This window comes from Trueperaceae bacterium (genome assembly GCA_023954415.1).
Lineage (GTDB): Bacteria > Deinococcota > Deinococci > Deinococcales > Trueperaceae > JAAYYF01.
Window position 1 is genome coordinate 1 of the sequence record JAMLIB010000016.1, and the last position, 16,624, is coordinate 16,624.

General features: G+C 69.6%; 15 protein-coding genes. 6 read left to right on the top strand and 9 right to left on the bottom strand.

Going from position 1 to position 16,624, the window contains the following annotated elements; genetic code table 11:
• Window position 1: 1 nt before the first annotated feature.
• From M9914_13785 to M9914_13800, 4 genes are all read right to left on the bottom strand, one after another.
• On the bottom strand, window positions 2-1,312 hold the full coding sequence (locus M9914_13785; protein ID MCO5175245.1) for a hypothetical protein: 1,311 nt from the start codon (window positions 1,310-1,312) through the stop codon (window positions 2-4).
• 160 nt (window positions 1,313-1,472) lie between these two features.
• Entirely contained in the window at window positions 1,473-2,303 is an 831-nt protein-coding gene (locus M9914_13790) for a tetratricopeptide repeat protein (protein ID MCO5175246.1), read from the bottom strand.
• Between the two features lie 10 nt (window positions 2,304-2,313).
• The gene (locus tag M9914_13795) at window positions 2,314-3,312 is read right to left on the bottom strand and encodes a GntR family transcriptional regulator (GenBank protein MCO5175247.1); all 999 of its coding nucleotides are present in this window, start codon (window positions 3,310-3,312) and stop codon (window positions 2,314-2,316) included.
• A 54-nt stretch (window positions 3,313-3,366) separates the two neighbouring features.
• Window positions 3,367-3,576 (bottom strand): tautomerase family protein, encoded by a 210-nt coding sequence (locus M9914_13800; protein MCO5175248.1) that lies wholly within the window; start codon window positions 3,574-3,576, stop codon window positions 3,367-3,369.
• Window positions 3,577-4,001: 425 nt separating this feature from the next.
• On the opposite strand from M9914_13800, the gene M9914_13805 reads away from it, so the two are divergent.
• From M9914_13805 to M9914_13825, 5 genes are all read left to right on the top strand, one after another.
• A complete protein-coding gene (locus tag M9914_13805; GenBank protein MCO5175249.1) occupies window positions 4,002-5,579 on the top strand; it encodes an ABC transporter substrate-binding protein in 1,578 nt (525 codons plus the stop codon).
• Window positions 5,580-5,711: 132 nt separating this feature from the next.
• Window positions 5,712-6,659 carry an ABC transporter permease gene (locus M9914_13810; protein ID MCO5175250.1) on the top strand — a complete coding sequence of 316 codons (948 nt, stop codon included), beginning with the start codon at window positions 5,712-5,714 and terminating at the stop codon, window positions 6,657-6,659.
• Between the two features lie 53 nt (window positions 6,660-6,712).
• Window positions 6,713-7,543 (top strand): ABC transporter permease, encoded by an 831-nt coding sequence (locus M9914_13815; protein ID MCO5175251.1) that lies wholly within the window; start codon window positions 6,713-6,715, stop codon window positions 7,541-7,543.
• A gap of 50 nt (window positions 7,544-7,593) precedes the next feature.
• Entirely contained in the window at window positions 7,594-8,553 is a 960-nt protein-coding gene (locus tag M9914_13820; protein MCO5175252.1) for a D-2-hydroxyacid dehydrogenase, read from the top strand.
• A gap of 27 nt (window positions 8,554-8,580) precedes the next feature.
• Complete coding sequence (locus M9914_13825) at window positions 8,581-9,675, top strand: dipeptidase (protein ID MCO5175253.1); 1,095 nt, start codon at window positions 8,581-8,583, stop codon at window positions 9,673-9,675.
• Between the two features lie 29 nt (window positions 9,676-9,704).
• On the opposite strand, the gene M9914_13830 is transcribed toward M9914_13825, so the two are convergent.
• Entirely contained in the window at window positions 9,705-10,748 is a 1,044-nt protein-coding gene (locus M9914_13830; protein ID MCO5175254.1) for a GntR family transcriptional regulator, read from the bottom strand.
• 186 nt (window positions 10,749-10,934) lie between these two features.
• On the opposite strand from M9914_13830, the gene M9914_13835 reads away from it, so the two are divergent.
• The gene (locus M9914_13835) at window positions 10,935-11,486 is read left to right on the top strand and encodes a CAP domain-containing protein (protein ID MCO5175255.1); all 552 of its coding nucleotides are present in this window, start codon (window positions 10,935-10,937) and stop codon (window positions 11,484-11,486) included.
• Window positions 11,487-11,621: 135 nt separating this feature from the next.
• Here the strand turns inward: M9914_13835 and M9914_13840 are convergent, their stop codons facing one another.
• The 4 genes from M9914_13840 to M9914_13855 all read right to left on the bottom strand — a co-directional run.
• Window positions 11,622-12,542, bottom strand: a complete 921-nt coding sequence (locus M9914_13840; protein ID MCO5175256.1) for a sugar phosphate isomerase/epimerase — start codon at window positions 12,540-12,542, stop codon at window positions 11,622-11,624.
• Between the two features lie 142 nt (window positions 12,543-12,684).
• Complete coding sequence (locus M9914_13845; GenBank protein ID MCO5175257.1) at window positions 12,685-15,366, bottom strand: heavy metal translocating P-type ATPase; 2,682 nt, start codon at window positions 15,364-15,366, stop codon at window positions 12,685-12,687.
• Between the two features lie 156 nt (window positions 15,367-15,522).
• Entirely contained in the window at window positions 15,523-15,867 is a 345-nt protein-coding gene (locus tag M9914_13850; protein MCO5175258.1) for a metalloregulator ArsR/SmtB family transcription factor, read from the bottom strand.
• A partial coding sequence (locus M9914_13855; GenBank protein MCO5175259.1) for an alpha/beta hydrolase occupies window positions 15,864-16,624 on the bottom strand: 761 nt, incomplete at its 5' end. The genes M9914_13850 and M9914_13855, both read right to left, overlap by 4 nt.

The following is a 16,624-nucleotide window of genomic DNA, read 5'->3' on the forward strand; positions in this document are numbered from 1 at the left end:
ATCAGCTGCTCCCGGAGCCCCCTGCGCCGCCGACCCGCCCACCGACCAACGCCACCGCCAGCCCCCCGTTACGCGTGCGCACGACGTCCACGTCGCGCAGGTAAGGCAAGACCGCCTCGGCGTCCGTGGTGAGCAGCACGACCTCCCAGGTGCCGCCGGAGCCAACCAGTCGCTCGAGGAAAGCGCGCGCCGTCGCCGACGCCTCGCGTCGCTCGCCCAACCTCACGCCGTAGGGGAGGTTGGCCAGGACCAAGCCACGACGGGCGCCCAGGGCAGCGAAGTCGAAGCGCGTGCTGTCGCCTGGTTCGAGCGACACGCCTGCGTACTCGGGGCGCGCGAGGTTGGCCCGCGCAGCCTCCAGGGCCTCACTGTCGGAGTCGATCCCTACGATGTGCGTCGCGGGCGGTCGCGTCGTTGCCTCCTCCGCGCCGAGCTCGCGCCCGCCTGACGACGCACCGGAGTGGCCCGCCCCACGCTCCATCAAGCGTCTGGTTTCCCGGTACGCCCCTGCCCGGAACCACGCCGCCTTCTCGAACGCGAACGCCCGGTGCCTGCCAGGCGCCAGCCCGGCGAGCGCGTCCGCCGCCTCGATCAGGAGCGTGCCGCTGCCGCAGAACGGGTCGAGGACGACGTCGGGCGGCCCGTCCAGGCGCCGCAGGCCCGTCATGACCATGGCCGCCGCCAGCGTCTCGCGCACGGGCGCCGTATGCACGTGCCGGCGCACCCCGCGCCGGTGCAGGTGCCCGCCGCTCGTGTCGAGGCTCACGGTGCAGCGGTCGTCCTGCAGGTGCACGTGGAACACGAGCGCCGCGTCCGGCGCGGGCTTGGGATAGAGGCCGAACGGGCGCAGCTCGCGCGCCACGGCGCTGGCCACCGTGGTGGCCACGGCGTCGCCCGCCTGCAGCTTCGAGTGGCGCGAGGTGACGTGGAGGCCGAACGACGGAGCGAAGCCGATCTGCGTCAGCCACGGCACGCCGCGCGCCCGGTCGTAGAGCATCTCCGGCGAGGCGGCGGGGAACTCGCGGAGGCGGAGGAGGACGCGGCTGGCGGTCCGCAGCTCGAGGTTGGCGCGCATGATGCCGGCGTGGTCGAGCACCAAGGCGATGCCGCCGCGTTCGACTCGCAACTCGGAGGCCGCGCCCGCGAAGCCGCCGTCCAGCAGCTCCGAGGCGAGCAGCGCCTCGTGCCCGGGCGCGACCTGCACGTAGCAGTCGAACGGGCCCTCCAGGAGCCAACGCTTGACTCGGCGCTCGAGGGCGCGAGGTGTGATGCGCTCGGGGCCGCTCGCGCTGGGCGTCGACCCATCAAGCACGGCAGCGCCCCGCCGAACCTACCTGGGAGCCGCTCGCGCGGGGCGTCGACTGGTCGCCTGTCACCTCGGCACTCTCACACACGCCAGTGGCGCGGCGCAACGTCCGAGGTCGCGCCGCGCCACTAACCGGCCGCCCGGTCCGGCCCCCGCCGGCCAGTGCTCAGCCTTCCGCCGCCAGCCGCGCCAGGTCGACCTCCGCGGCGATGGTGCCGAAGGCGGCGCGGTGGCCGACGGCGATGATGCGCTCGAAGACCTGGCGCGCCTCTTCCTTGCGGCCGTTGTAGAAGTACCAGTTGCCGACGCCGTAACCTTGCGTCGCCAACGTCTTCTTGTCCCCGTCGTTCGGGGAGAGGACGCTCTCCGGCGTGGCGACGCCCTTGTAGAGCTCCATCCGCCGGTAGTAGGACGGCTCGTTGATGTGCATGTCGAGGCTCGTCGCGTCCAGGAGCTTGGCCGCCTCCGAGTGCCTGCCGGCGCGCCGCAGGCTCATGTAGAGCCAGTCGGTGGTGGCTACGGTCATGTCGTCGTCCACGCAGTGCTCCAGCGTGGTCCGGTACTTGTCGGCGGCCTCGTCGAACTCGCCCCGCAGGTAGTGGGCCAGGCCGTAGTGGTACCAGGCGCTGGACTTGAGCGTGCCCTTGTAGACGTCGCGCAGCCTGGCGAGGTTGGCGTCCGTGATGGCCGTCGGCTCGTTCAGCAGGCGCGGCTCCTGTCCGAGGATCAGCCGCTCGACCTCCGGCATCAGCTCGGCCTGGTAGTACTCGATCTCGTCCGGCTGCCCCTCGAGCAAAGCGACCGAGCGGGCGAAGTCCTGCACGGCCCCGTCGAAGTCGCGGACCGAGACGTTGAAGTGACCGCGGTGGCGCAGGAGCATGGCGGAGTCCGGGTGCTTCGCGATGCCCTCGCTGAGGGCCCGCACGGCGTCCGCGTGGCGGTCCTGGTAAGAGTAGACCTTCGCCACCAACATGTAGCGCAGGGGCTCTGTGATCATCTGGGTTCTCCTAGGGGATGTTCGCGCTTCCGCGCGGGGGTTCGAGCATCTGCTGGAGCTGGAGTGTCGCCTCGTCGCTAAGCGTGAACTCGAGCTCGAGGCGCCTGGCTGGATCGACCGCGTTGGCTTCCAGCGTCGGCGTCATCCCGAACGTGTAGATGTAGGTGTGGTCCGGCCCCGCCGCGAACTCCTCCGGGCTGCTCAACTCCGTGAGGATGAGCAGCCCGCGGAGGTCCAGGCGACTATGTTGGGCGACCAGCGTCAGGGCGCTACCGACGTTCCTGGCTTCTGTCACGAGCACGTACGGCTTGCTCGGGTCGACCGACAGCAGCCGCTCTCGCGTTGCCGCCGTGAGACGGGCCGTTATGCCTATCACCTCGCTGCGGAGCGAGTGGCGTCTGAGCGCGGCGTCCACGCGCGGCACCATGGCGCTGAAGGTGATGGTGAAGAAGGCGTCCTGGTAGCCCGCCAGGGTGTCGGGATCGCCGGCCTCGAGTGACCCGATCGAGATGGTGTGGAAGCTGGGCACGACGTTGGTGGGAAGCTGGCTCTTCACGAGATGCTGGTACTTGATCGCGGCCGCGACGGACGGCATGGCGATGACGAGCGGGACGTGGCGCAGCCGGTTGTGCAGTTGCGACACCAGGTGTCGCCTGATGCCGGCCGGGTCGAAACCCAGGGCGTAGGCGCGCTTGATGAGCTCGTCGAGCGCCTCGGTGAGGAGTGCTTCGCGCAGCCCGACGCGCGAAGAGTCGTTGCCTCCTGGTGCCACGTAGGTGCCTTGGCCGCGTTGGCTGACCACCAGGCCCTCGCTCTGAAGAGTGCGGTAGGCGAGGGCGACGGTACCGGTGTTGACGCCCAGTTGAGCGGCCAAGTTACGCACCGCCGGTAACTTCGCGCCGGCCACGAGCTCCCGTCCGGTTATCAGGTAGCGGATCTGGTGGACGATCTGGAGGTAGATCGGGGTGTGCTCGTCGTCGATCAAGGTCAGGGGCAACGACTCTGACATCTCTGATGGTGGTCGGGAGCTCGGAGTTGCGATGACGCTAATCTACTAGCGAATCTAGTGCGGAAGGGTGATGCCTTGCTCGGCGGCGCGTTGGGCGAAGGTCTTGCCGCCCTTGCCCCATACGTTCATGTCCAGTTCGTAGAGGATGACCTGGGTGCCCTCCGACTGGGCGCCGTTGGCTACCATCACTTCCGTTATGCCCTTGATGATGGCGTCCCGTTGCTCCTGGGAGCGCCGACCCAACTCGACTCTGACGATTGCCATGTCCCTAAACCTCTCTGCGGCGTGGATGTCGCCGGGCAGCCGGACGTTTCCGGCTTGGCTGATCCGACGTGACGCGCTATCGGTTGTCGTTCGGGAGCGGCACCCACCGCGACCCGTAGAATCATTGTACTGCCGTACTGGTACACGAACCGTACCCCCCGGAGAACGCGTTGTCAACCGCGACGGGGGCTGAGAGGATCGTGCGTGCGCCTGCACGCAGGCACGTAGGCCGTTCTAGCGACCAGGACGGCTTGTGGCCCGACGCACCGGAAGAGTCGGATCGCCGACGATTGACAAGGGCGACCGTCCGGCGGCATGATGCCATGCGTACTGGTACACCCATACACGCTCTGGCCTCGAGCGGGCGATCGGAACCGCCGCGGCCGACCCGCACCCACGGGGAGCGAAGGGCGAAAGGATCAGGCATGCGCAGAGCACTAACCCGTTTCGTCAGCATGGCGCTCGCGGTCGTCCTCGCGGGAGCGGTGAGCGCCCAGGAGACGCCCACCAAGCGAGGTGGCGTCGTCCAGATCCCGCTGGCCACTCAGCCCGCGACCTTCAACCCCATCCTGCCTTCCGAGCTCGCGGCGGCGATCATCAACTGGACGATGTTCTCGCCGCTCACGGCCGTCAACCCCTGGACGAACACACTCGAGCCGTACCTGGCCGAGTCGTTCGAGGCCAACGACGACCTGACCGTCTGGACGTTCCATCTGCGTGCGGGGGTCAAGTGGCACGACGGCGCGCCGCTGACGGCCGACGACGTCAAGTTCACCTTCGACCGCGCGAGAGACCCAGACGAGGGTGCGACCAACGCTGCCGACTTCGCCAAGGTCGTCGACGTGCGCGTCATAGACCCTCTTACCGTTTCTGTCCAGCTGGCCGCACCTGACGCGTTCTTCGCGGCCCGCCTCGCGCTCGGCGGCAACGAGATCATCCCGCGGCACGTCCTGGGCGGGTTCACGCGTCTGGCGGACGCCGTCGACTTCAACAGCAAGTCGCCCATCGGCACCGGACCGTTCAAGATGGTGCGTGCAGTGCCCGGCTCGTTCTTCGAGCTCACGCGCAACGACGACTTCTTCCTCGGCGCGCCGAACCTCGACGGACTCGTCTTCCGCGTCGTGCCCGACGGCAACACGCGCGTCACGCAGCTGCTAACCGGCCAACTCGACTGGGTGGACATCGAGCCCCCGCAGCTTCCGGCCGTGAGCAACGTCCGTCACGTCCAGGTCACGGCGTTCGATAGCCTGGGCTACCAGATCTTCGCGTGGAACCTGCGCAACCCGCTCTTCCAGGACGCCCGCGTTCGCGAGGCGATGATGTACGCCGTCGACCGCCGCGCCATGATCGCCACCGTGTCGCCGGGCCTCGGGTACGTCGACGACGTCTACATCCCTCACGCCATCGACTGGGTGCCGCGACCGGACGTCCAGTTCCGCGAGTACGATCCGGAGCGGGCGCTCGAGCTCATGGCCGAGGCCGGCTGGACCAAGAACTCGGCGGGGATCCTCGAGAAGGACGGACAGGAGTTCTCGTTCTACATTCTGGTAGACCGCGGCGACGTGCAGCGTGAGCAGATGGGTCTGATCCTGCAACAGTACTTCCAGGACCTCGGCATGCGCGTCGAGTACGTGCTCGCCGAGCGCGGGGGCCGCTGGCTTGAGGAGACGACGTCCCGGACCTTCGACACGCGCTTGGCTGCGTTCCCGATGCCCAACATCGACTGGGCTCAGAGGCTCTACACGACTAACGGCCCGTACAACTCCCAGTCCTACTCGAACGCAGAGATCGACGACCTCTTCACCCAGGTGCTCGCGACGAGCGACCAGGCCGCCCAGGCCGCGTTGCTGGAGCGGATCGGGGAGATCCTCTACCAGGATCCGCCCAACATGATCCTGCTCTTCCGCGAGCGCATGACGGCGTCCAACGCCAACGTTGGCAACATCCCACCGAACAACATCAAGGACAGCATGCCGTACTCCCACCTGCTGTTCAGACGCTGACCGCGTAACTACGAGATCCGGGGCGACCGGGCCATCTGCCTTGGTCGCCCCGGACGCGGCCGCGCAGGCCGCGCGGCCGGACGAAGGAAGACCGGGGGCAACCAGGATGAAGCAGCGAAACCTAGAGGTCCGATGGCCGAATACCTAGCGAAACAACTCGTGGCCAGCCTGTTCGTGCTGTTCCTCGTCATGACGGCGACGTTCTTCCTGGTGAAGCTGGCGCCGGGCACGCTCAGCATCCTGGCCGACCCGACCATGGACCCCGGGGTGGTGGCTAGTGTCGAGAGGCGGTTCGGCCTCGATCGCCCGCCGGTCGAGCAGTACCTCCGGTGGGTGTCCCGCATGGCTCAAGGCGACCTCGGGGTGAGCCTGGTCTACGGGCGGCCGGTCATCGACATGATCACCGAGCGCCTCCCGGCCACGCTCCTGCTCGGGCTCGCCGCGCTGCTGGTCACCGTGGTCCTGGGGATGCCGGCGGGTATCGTCGCCGCCAGATGGCCCAACTCCATCCTCGACCAGGCCCTCAGCTTCTTGGCGATCGTCGGGTTGGCAACGCCGAACTTCTGGCTCGGCATCCTGGCCATAATCTTGTTCTCCGTTACCCTGGGTTGGCTGCCGGGCTCCGGCATGCAGACCATAGGGCAACCGTTCTCGCTGCTGGACAGGGCGAGCTATCTAGTGCTGCCGACTATCGTCCTCGCTACCTCTACGACGGCCGAGATCATGCGCTACACGCGCTCGAGCTGGCTGGAGACGATGAGCCAGGACTACGTGCGTACCGCGCGCAGTAAAGGACTGGCCGAGGGGCGCGTCCACCTCAAGCACGTGCTCAAGAACGCCCTCATCCCCGTGTTGACCATCCTGGGACTGGCCTTGCCGCGCCTGGTGGGCGGCTCGGCCATCGTGGAGTCGCTGTTCAGCTGGCCCGGGATCGGCTCGATGGCCGTCAACGCGGCCGTGAGCCGCGACGCAACGGTCATCCTGGGAACAACGTTCTTCGTGTCCGCCGGCGTGATCCTCAGCAACCTGGTCATCGACGTGCTCTACGGCGTGGTCGATCCACGCATCAGGTACGACTGATGGCCGGGGGCGAGGCGAGGCCCAGGAGACCCGGCAGGCGCACGCTGGCGCAAGTGTTCCTGGACAGTCTGCTGCGCAACAAGCTCGCGCTCTTCGGGACGGCTTGGCTACTTCTCGTCTGTATCGTGCTGGTCACGGAGCCAGTACTGCCGTTGCCGTCGCCGACTCGCATCAACATCTCGAATACCTTCGCCAAGCCGAGCTCGCAGCATCTGCTCGGCACCGACGAGAACGGTCGCGACGTCCTCGCGCGCCTCATCGATGGCGGGCGCGTGTCGATCCTCGTCGGCATCGTCTCGGCGCTCCTGACGGTCGTGGTAGGAGGGACGCTCGGTGTCGTAGCCGGGTACGCGGGCGGCCCCGTCGACCGCGTCATCATGCGCGTCACGGACGGCGTCCTGTCGATCCCCGTGTTCTTCCTGCTGCTCGCCGTCGTCGCTTTGTTCGGCTCGAGCATCACGGTCTTGGTCCTGGCGCTCTCGTTCACCAGATGGATGGGGCCTGCGCGCCTTATCAGGGGTGAGATCATGCGGGTCAAGGAGCTCGAGTACTCCACCGCCGTTAGGAGCCTCGGGGCCGGCCACGTGCGCATCATGTTCCGTCACCTGCTCCCGCAGGCCATGCCGCTCCTCATCGTCGCGACGTCCATCGGCGTGGGTAACGTCATGCTGGTGGAGGCGGGCCTGAGCTTCCTTGGCCTCGGCATCGCGCCACCAACGCCGTCCTGGGGCAACATGCTCACGGCGAGCCAGTTCTACATGTGGTCGGCCCCACAGCTGGCCGTCTACCCCGGCCTGATGATCCTCCTCACCGTCCTGGCGTTCAACGCCGTTGGCGACGTCATCCGCGACACCCTCGACCCCAGACGCCGTTCGGGCGGCTAGCGGACCAGGACCGGAGATACCCGGGCCATCCGAACGAACAAGGAGATCGCGTGCGCATAGAGGTACTGGTCAGCCACATCTACGAGCAGCATCACTTCGACAGGCTCGTCGCGGAGTTCCCCGCGCTGAGCTTCACCAAGCTCCCGTCCGGCGAGCCTTGGCCCGAGGTGGTGTCCCGCGCCACGGCACTGCTCTTCGCCGGCTTGAGGAAGCCCGAGCTCAGCAACCTCCTGCGCGCCGCTCCGCGGCTCGAGTGGATCCACACGGGCTCCGCCGGGTTCGACTGGGTCATGGTGCCCGAGGTCGAGGAGCGCGGCATAGTCGTGACGCGCTCCATGGACGTGATGAGCATCCCGATCGCCGAGTTCGTCCTAGGCGCCATGCTGCGCAACGCCAAGAACTTCCCGGCGCTGGAAGCCGCCCAGGCCCGGCGCGAGTGGAAGCCCCCGTTCCACCAGGAACTGCGCGGCAAGGAGGTGCTCGTCGTCGGCGCCGGCAGCATCGGCACCCGCGTTGCGCGGCTCTGCGCCGCGTTCGGTATGCGGGTCGTCGGCATCAGCCGCAGCGGCCAGGCCAACGATGCGTTCACCGCGATCGGTACCCCGGATGTTCTGGATGTTCTGCTCCCGGCGGCCGACTACGTCGTGCTCACGGCACCCGGCACGCCCGAGACGGAAGGGATGTTCGACGCGCGCCGGCTCGGGCTGATGAAAGAGGGGTCGTACTTGATCAACGTGGCACGCGGCAGCCTCGTCGTCGAGGCCGATCTCCTCGCCGCCCTTGCCTCGGGCCGCCTGGCGGGCGCGTGCCTGGACGCCTTCACCGTCGAGCCGTTGCCCCCCGACAGCCCCCTCTGGGGTGCCGACAACCTGTTCATCAGCCCGCATGCCTCCTACCGGACGCCCGAGATCCGGGCCCGCGTGTTCGACGAGTTCTCATCGAACCTGCGCGCGCTGCTCGAGGGACGACCGCTCGCCGGACGCATGCGCAACAAGGAACTCGGATACTGAGCCGTGAGCATGAACGGAGAGCCGCCGATGACGAGGCCACCTCTTACCGCCTCGCCCTTACCGCACGATCCCCTGCACGAGCGCCCCAACCGCGGGTTCCACCCCCTCATCGAGGGTGAGCAACCCTACGTGTTCGTCGACGGCTGCATGCAGATCTGGCCGGACGCGGACCTCCCGTACGCCCACCGCCACGGCTGCGACGTCTACGCCGTCACCGCCCTGAGCGTGCAGGTGGACGTCGGCCGGGCCCTGTCCGACCTCATGTACTGGCACGCCGTCGTCCGCGAGCATCCCAACCTGCGCATCGCCTACACGGTCGAGGACATCGTGCAGGCGAAGGCCGCGGGCCAGGCCGGCCTGTTGCTGGCGTCGCAGGACGGCGAGTTCATCGGCGCGGCGCCGGAGCGCGTCGAGGCGTTCCAGCGCCTGGGGCTGCGGATGCTCATCCCCGCCTACAACCGCGACAACCTCCTCTGCGGCGGGGTCCTCGAGCAGACCGACACGGGGCTGTCAGGTCTCGGGCGGGCGGTGGTGGCGGAGTGCGACCGGGTCGGAGTGCTTCTCGACCTCTCGCACGTCTCACGCCGCTCGAGCCTCGAGATCAACGAGGCGAGCGCCAACCCGACGGTCTTCAGCCACGCCAACCCCAAGGGCCTGGTGGACAACGCGCGCAACGTGGACGACGAGCAGATCAGGGCGGTGGCGTCCAAGGGCGGGGTCATCGGCACGGTCAACTGGGGCCCGCTCGTGTTCAAGCAGGGCATGACCGCGCGCCCGACCCTCGCCGACTACCTCGACCACGTCGACTACCTCGCCGACCTGCTCGGCACGACGGAGAACATCGGCATAGGCACCGACTTCAGCCTCGGCTCCTACCCGCGCCACGACCACGACAAGCACGGGCCGCACTACAAGACGGTGATGACGGACATGAACGAGCACGTCACGACGTACTGGCGCGCACCCGAGAGGTTCGTCGCGGGCTTCGAGTGCTACCCGCAGATCCTCGACGTCTACGACGGCCTGCGCGGGCGCGGCTACTCGGAGGACGACATCCGCGGCATAGCGGGGGGCAACTTCATGCGCGTGTTCGCAAGCGTATGGCCGGGCGCCGGCGTCTGAGCGCGGAGAGCGGCGGGTAGGGGAGCGCCTCATGCGTCCAGGATGATGTCCGCCGTCCGTGCGACCGTTGTCGGAGCGCCCGTCGCGCGAAAGAGCTGCGCCACACGCCGGCGCGCCTCTGCGCTGAGCGAGAACCGCAGCTCGAGGCGCAGGTCTGCTCCGATCCCGAGCTCGTCGAGGCGCGGGCCGGCACCGAAGGTGTGGATGTAGAGGTCCGGCGCCGCGGTGAGGAGCGCCTCGGGCGGGTCGTGCTCGGTGAAGACCCGGATCCTGCTCAGGTCGAGGCGGCTGAACCTGGCGAGGACGTTCAGTGCCACGCTGATGCTGTAGGACTCCCCGACCAGGCAGTAGTTGCCTTCCGCGCTCAGCGCCGCGAGGCCGGCGATCGTGACGCCCGTCAGCTCCGAGGTGAGGCCCACAACCTCCGACTCGATGCCGAGCGCGGTGAGGCTGGCCCCGACCCCGGGGACGTGCGACATGAAGGTGAACGTGAAGTAGGCCGTCCGGTATGCCGCCCGCGCCGAGCTAGCGTTCCCCTCGAGCTCGGCGATGGTCAGGCAGTGTGGCTCGGCGCTCACCTCCTCGGGCACCGCCGCGACGATCTGCGCGGCGTACTTCTCGGCGCCGCGCATACTCGCCATCGCGACGACGAACGGGAACCGCCGGCGCCGTGCGGGCCGGGTCACGAGGCCCTGATGGACGCTGGCCGCGTCGAACCCGAGTGCGTTGGCGCGTTCGAGCAGCCGGTCGATGGCCGCCTGCAGCGCCTTGTGCCGGTCAACGGAGCGCTCCAGATCGTGGCTCAGTGGAACCACGAACGTTCCGCGCCCCCGGCGGCTAGCGATCAGACCTTCGGCGTGGAGCTTCCGGTACGCCAACGCGACCGTGCCGGCGTTGATCCCGAGCTGCCGAGCCAGCTCGCGCACCGACGGCAGCCGGTCGTCCGCCGCGAGCACTCGGCTGGTGATGAGGTGCCTGATCTGATGGACGAGCTGCTGGTACATGGGCACGTAATCGTCCGCGCCCACCACCAGCGGTAGGCGGGCGCCCCGTGTTCCCGTGCCCGCAGTCATGCGAGCGCGACGACTTTCCTTGCCGGTATGACCATCGACCCCCTCGGTCGGCGTCCAGATCGCGGATGTGTGGGTCAGGATAGGCGACTGCCCAGCGCCGGTCAACGGTGCGGACTAGCTGCGTGGGTGCGGGCGTGTGGTATCCGCCACTGCCTGTCCCGCACGCCTAGCCGTACCGTCCACGGCGTGTCGGACGCTCGCGTGAAGGCGCTGGTCATGGTCGGTGCGGTCGGGCTCGTGCTGGTGGCGCTCGGTGCCTGCGCGCCGCGGACGACACGCGTACCCACTACTACGGGTGCGTTCGCCCCCGCGCCGCGCGAACCCGATGGCAGCGCCTACCGACCGCAGGTCATGCGCTTGCTCGAGTTGGTGAACATCGAGCGCGCCCATGGCGCCGCGTGCGGCGCACAGCTCATGCCGCCCGTGCCGCCTCTCACGCTGGAACCGCGCCTCGTCCGTGCCGCGCAGCTGCATAGCGACGACCAGGCGGCGCACTTCGCGATGGGCCACGGCGGCAGCGACGGCTCGAGCCCCGGCGTGCGTGCCACGAGAGCGGGCTACGTGTGGTCGCTGGTCGCGGAGAACGTGGCCTGGAACCAGCCGACGCCAGAGGTCGTGATGCAAGCCTGGATGGACAGCCCGGGCCACTGCGAGAACATCATGCGCGACGGCGTGGTGGAACTTGGGGCGGGGGAGACGGACCTCTTCTGGACCCTCGTGTTCGCCGCGCCGCTATAGGCGGCACCCTTGTCGAGCGGCGCTTGGAACGATCGCGCCGCCATGCGAGTAGTGGAACGGCGCCGCGCTCTCGCGGATTCACCCGCCACTCCGTACCCAGACCGGGTATCCGGTCCGTTGCGGCCTTGTCCTAACTCAGCCCCCGAGCTCCATCACCGTCCGCAGGTACCGCCCCGCGGCGCGCACCGCCTCCTGCCGCCCGGCGAGGCTGTCCTCGAACGCCCGGTCCTCGACCTCGATGATCACGGGGCCGTCCCACCCTACAGAGGCGAGGGTGCGGAAGAAACCCGGCCAGTCGATGTCGCCGAGACCGGGGATCTTGGGGACGTGCCAGCCGAGGCCCAGGGTGCCGCGGCGGTAGAGGAGCTCCTCGTCTACCCGCTCGTCCTTGAGGTGGACGTGCACGAGCTTATGCGCGAAGTCGCGTAGGGCGCGGTCGATGTCGATGCCCTGCCACACCAGGTGGGAAGGGTCGAAGTTGAGGCCGAGGTTCGGGCTGGGCAGCCGCCTGAACAGTTCGTCCCACACTTCCGGCGAGACCGCGAGGTTCTTGCCGCCCGGCCACTCGTCCAGGCTGAAGAGCATCGGGCAGTTCTCGATCCCCAGCTTCACGGAAGCGGCCTCCGCTTGCGCGACGATGGGCTGCCACACGGCCTCGACCCGGCCCCACTGAGCCTCGATCGGCAGGGTGGGGTCGCGGCCGATGAACGTGTTGACGACGCCGACGTCGAGCAGGCGCGCGGCGTCTATGACGCGCCCAAGGTGGGCTGTGTATACCGCGCTCTCCGCCTCGTCCGGAGCGAGCGGGTTCGGGTAGTAACCGAGGCCGCTGATGCCAACGCCGTGCTTGCGGCAGAGCCCTTTCACGCGCTCGGCGTCGGCCGGCGTGAGCGTGCCGACGTCGATGTGGGTCACGCCAGCGTAACGGCGCCGGTCACTGGCGTCCGTGGGCCAGCACATGACCTCGAGCCACCGGAAGCCCTCGTCGGCGGCGAACGCCAGGACCTCTTCCAGCGACAGGTCCGGGAGGATGGCGGTGGCGAAGCCGAGTTGCATGGTTGCTCCTTCCGAGGCGCGGGCGCGCACTATCAGAGCTTGGCACGCCGGAGCGCCCGGCGGCGGGCCGCACGTAGCGGGGCGCCGAGGCTGCCGGTCGAGAAGACCCTGGACCTCCGCGAACGCCGGTGCGCCCGGGCGCCTAAGCGGCCACCCTGCCCCGCGGCTTGAAGGCTAGCAGGCGCAGCGCGTTCGCGACGACGATGAGCGTGCTCGATTCGTGGATGATAACGGCCGCGCCGATGCTGGCCAACCCGAGGATGGCGCTCGGCACGAGCAGCGCGATGACCCCCATGCTCACGAACAGGTTCTGCACGATCATGCGGCGGCTGGCGCGCGACAGCGCTATGGCGTACGGGAGCTTGCCAAGGTCGTCCGCCATGAGGGCGACGTCCGCCGCCTCGAGCGCCACGTCGCTCGCCGCGCCGCCCATCGCCACGGCGACGTGCGCCTCGGCCATGGCGGGGGCGTCGTTGATGCCGTCGCCAACGACGATCACCCGGTGGTGGCTTGCCTTGAGCCCGGCCACGATGCCGGCCTTGTCCTCCGGCAGGAGCTCCGCGTGCACCTCGTCCATCCCCAGCTCCGTGCCAACGGCGCGTGCCACGCGCTCGTGGTCGCCCGTCAGCATCACCAGGCGCCTCACCCCGAGGCGGCGCAGTTCGGCGACGGCCGTGGCCGCCTCCGGCCGCGGCTCGTCGCGCACGGCGAGCACGCCCGCCAGGATGGCCGGCGCGCGCGAGGCGTCGGCCGCCCCGCCTGGGTGCGCCGCTCCTTCAGCCGCGTGACCTTCCGACGCGGCTCCCGCACCCGCTGGTCCTTCGCCGATCGCCACGAAGCTGGTCGTCTTGCCGGCGCTCTCGAACTCGGCCGCGTGCGCTTCGGCCGCCTGCGGCACGCTCACGCCGGCCGCGGCCATGAGCTTGCGGTTGCCGATGAGCACCGGGGTGCCGGCTAACACGCCCCGCACGCCGTGGCCGCTCAGCTCGGTGAAGTCCGTCAAGGATGGGAGGCCCGGCGTCACGACCGCAGGAGCTTCGGCTGGCTCACCCCCGTCCAAGGTCGTCAGCCGCTCCGCCACCCCCCGTAGGATCGCCCCGGCGAGCGGGTGCGCGCTGCGGCTCTCGAGGCCGGCGACGAGCGTGAGCAGCCGCCGTTCGTCCCCGGTCAGCGTGGCCACGTCCGTGAGCTCAGGGCGGCCGCGGGTCAGCGTGCCCGTCTTGTCGAGCACGACGACGTCCGCCATGCCCGCGTTCTCGAGGTGCGCGCCGCCCTTGATCAGCACGCCGCTACGCGCCCCGCGCGCGATGCCGGCCAGGACGGCCGATGGGGTGGCGAGCGCGAGCGCGCACGGGCTGGACGCCACGAGCAGGACCATGGCGCGCATGAAGCTAGCCTCGAACGGTGCGCCGAACAGGGGAGGCACGACGATCATGAGGACAGTGACGCCGAGGACCAGGGGCGAGAAGACGCGTTGGAAGCGGTCCGTGAGGCGCTGGCTGGGCGCGGCGTCGCGCTGCGCGGACTCCACGGCCTTGATCACGCGCGCGAGGGTCGTGTCCTCGGGCGCGCGCGTCGTCGCGATCTCCAGGAAGCCGTCGGCGTTGATGGTGCCGGCGTAGACCTCGTCGCCGATGCCCTTCCTGACCGGCATGCTCTCGCCGGTGATGGGCGCTTGGTCGACATGGCTGGCGCCGGCCGTCACGCGGCCGTCTGCGGGGAGCCGCTCGCCCGGCCTGACGATGACCGTGTCGCCTAGCAGTAACTCGGCCAGCGGGAGTTCGGCCTCTACCCCGGCGCGCCTCACCCTGGCGGTCTTCGGGGTGAGCCCCCCGAGGGCGCGGATGGCGCCGCGGGCGCGGTCCATGGCGAGATGCTCCAGGGAGTGGCCGAGGCTGAAGAGGAAGAGCAGGAGCGCCCCCTCGGCCCACGACCCGAGGCTGGCCGCGCCGAGGGCGGCCACGACCATGAGCAGGTCGATGTCGAAGCGCGCCCGCCTGGCCGCGCGTACGGCGTGGTTCGTGGCGTTCCACCCGCCGGCGACGTAGGCAGCCAGGTACGCGCTCAGCCAGGTGAGCGGGGGAGCGCCTGCGGTCTGGAGCGCGAAGCCGGCGGCCAGGCAGGCTCCAGCTACGAGGCTGAGCTTCAGGTCTGCCGGCAGACGGCCTAGTGCCGGCCCCGTCGTGCCCCGCGCTTGGGCCGCGTGAGCGCGCTCGTCGTGAGCGTAGCTGCCGGCCGCGGCGGTCGCGGTGGCCTGTGTGCCTTGCGAGTGGGCCGCACGCGAGTGGACCCCGTGCGAGTGGGCCATGGCGTCGGCGTGCGCCGTGCCTGCCGCTCCTCGAGGCGCGAGGTCCGCGCCGTCCGACCCGACCCGTACCACGCGGTAGCCGAGACCCTCGACTTCCGCGGCCACTCGCGACAGCACCTTGGCCTCGGGCGCCACGCTCGTGTCGAGCCCCACGTGCAGCTTCTCGGAAGCGAAGCTGGCGTCCGCCGCGAACACCCCGTCCAGCCGGCGCGCGACCGCGGACACCTTCGCGGCGCAGTCCGAGCAGTGCAGGCCGGAGAGGAGCAGCTCCTCGTGCACGAAGCGGTCCGCGACCGTGCGCGCCGCGCTCATAGCGAGGGTCGTGAGCTCGTCGCTACCGAGGAGCGCCGCGTCGTGATCGACGCTCAGCGTGCCGCGCCGGCCGTCCGTGCGGAAGTCCGCGGCCACGACGCCGCGCAGCGCCGTCACGGCCGCTACCAACCCCGCGGTGCACGCGTCCTCGCGCGCCGCGTGGCCGGGCAGTAGGAGTTGCAGGTCCAACGTCGTGTTCGGCATGGCGGGTCGCTCCAGCCCCGCCGGCAGTATATATGAACAGGCGTTCATATGTCATGCCTCGACCGCGGACGCGTGGCGCGGAGGCCGGGGCCAGAGAGCGCGGCCAGACGGTCGCAGGGGCGATCCGGCACGTGTCGACCCAGGCACGGCCGGCCTTCAGGCCTCCTGACTATGCGAGAGCACGCCCTCCAGCATGCTCGCGACGTGCTCGTCGGCTAGTCGGTAGTACACGTGCCTACCACGCTTCGAGGCGCTCACGAGCCGGGCGTGGCGCAGCACCCGCAGCTGATGACTGACGGCCGACTGCTCCATGGCGAGGGCCGTGACGATCTGGTGCACGCACACCTCGCCGCGCCGCAACAGCGCGAGGATGCGCAGGCGCGTAGGGTCGGCGAACCCCCGCGCGAGGCGCACGGCCTCGTCGACCACGGCCTCCGGCAGCTTCACGGCCTCGAGGTCGTTCTCGCTCAGGTGGGGATCGGCGAGCCTGGCAGGGGTCACGCGAAGCGCCCCAGCCACTCGTGCAGGGCCTCGTCGTCCGCCTGCCCGAGGTAGTGGCCGAACGGCACGGTCCTCAGCTCGAGCTCCGCCCCGTTCGTCCGCAGGTAGGTGGCCAGCCGAGCGTCGGCCTCCCCGCGCAGGAGGTGGTCGCCCTCACCCTGCAGCATCAGGACGTGCTTGCCCCGCAGGTCCGTGAAGGGCGGCAGGTCGAACGGCGCCACCGTGCGGATGAGCGCCGCGCCGGCGTACGTGTCCGGATGGCGGGCGAGGGTCGCGGCCCCGATGTGTGCGCCGTTGCTATAACCGAAGATCACTACACGAGCGGGGTCGAGGCCATGCAGCGCGCAGGCGTCGGCGACGAACTCGGCCAGGGCGTCGGCCTCGTGGTCGATCTCGTCCTGGTCGAACGAGCCGTCGGGGAAGCGGGCGAAGTAGCGCAGGTCGGACTCGTTCCGCGAGCGCCCACGCGGGGCAAGCAGGTTGGCGCCTGGCGCCGCGCGCCGCGCCATGGGCAGGAGCTGCGTCTCGCTCCCCCCGCTGCCGTGCAGGACGAGCAAGGTGAGCGTCTGGACGTGCGCGTCGGCTGCCAGACTTGTGTCGGTCGACGTTCGCACGCCGGTTGCTGGGCCGGCCCCGGAGCCCGCGCCGGGTACGGCACCCGGCACGAACCGGTAGACCCAGCCGAGGTCGCGCTCCGGCTCCCTGGGCTCGCCCGGCAGCGCGAAGCGGGGCATCACGACCTCGATGTCGGCCCGCA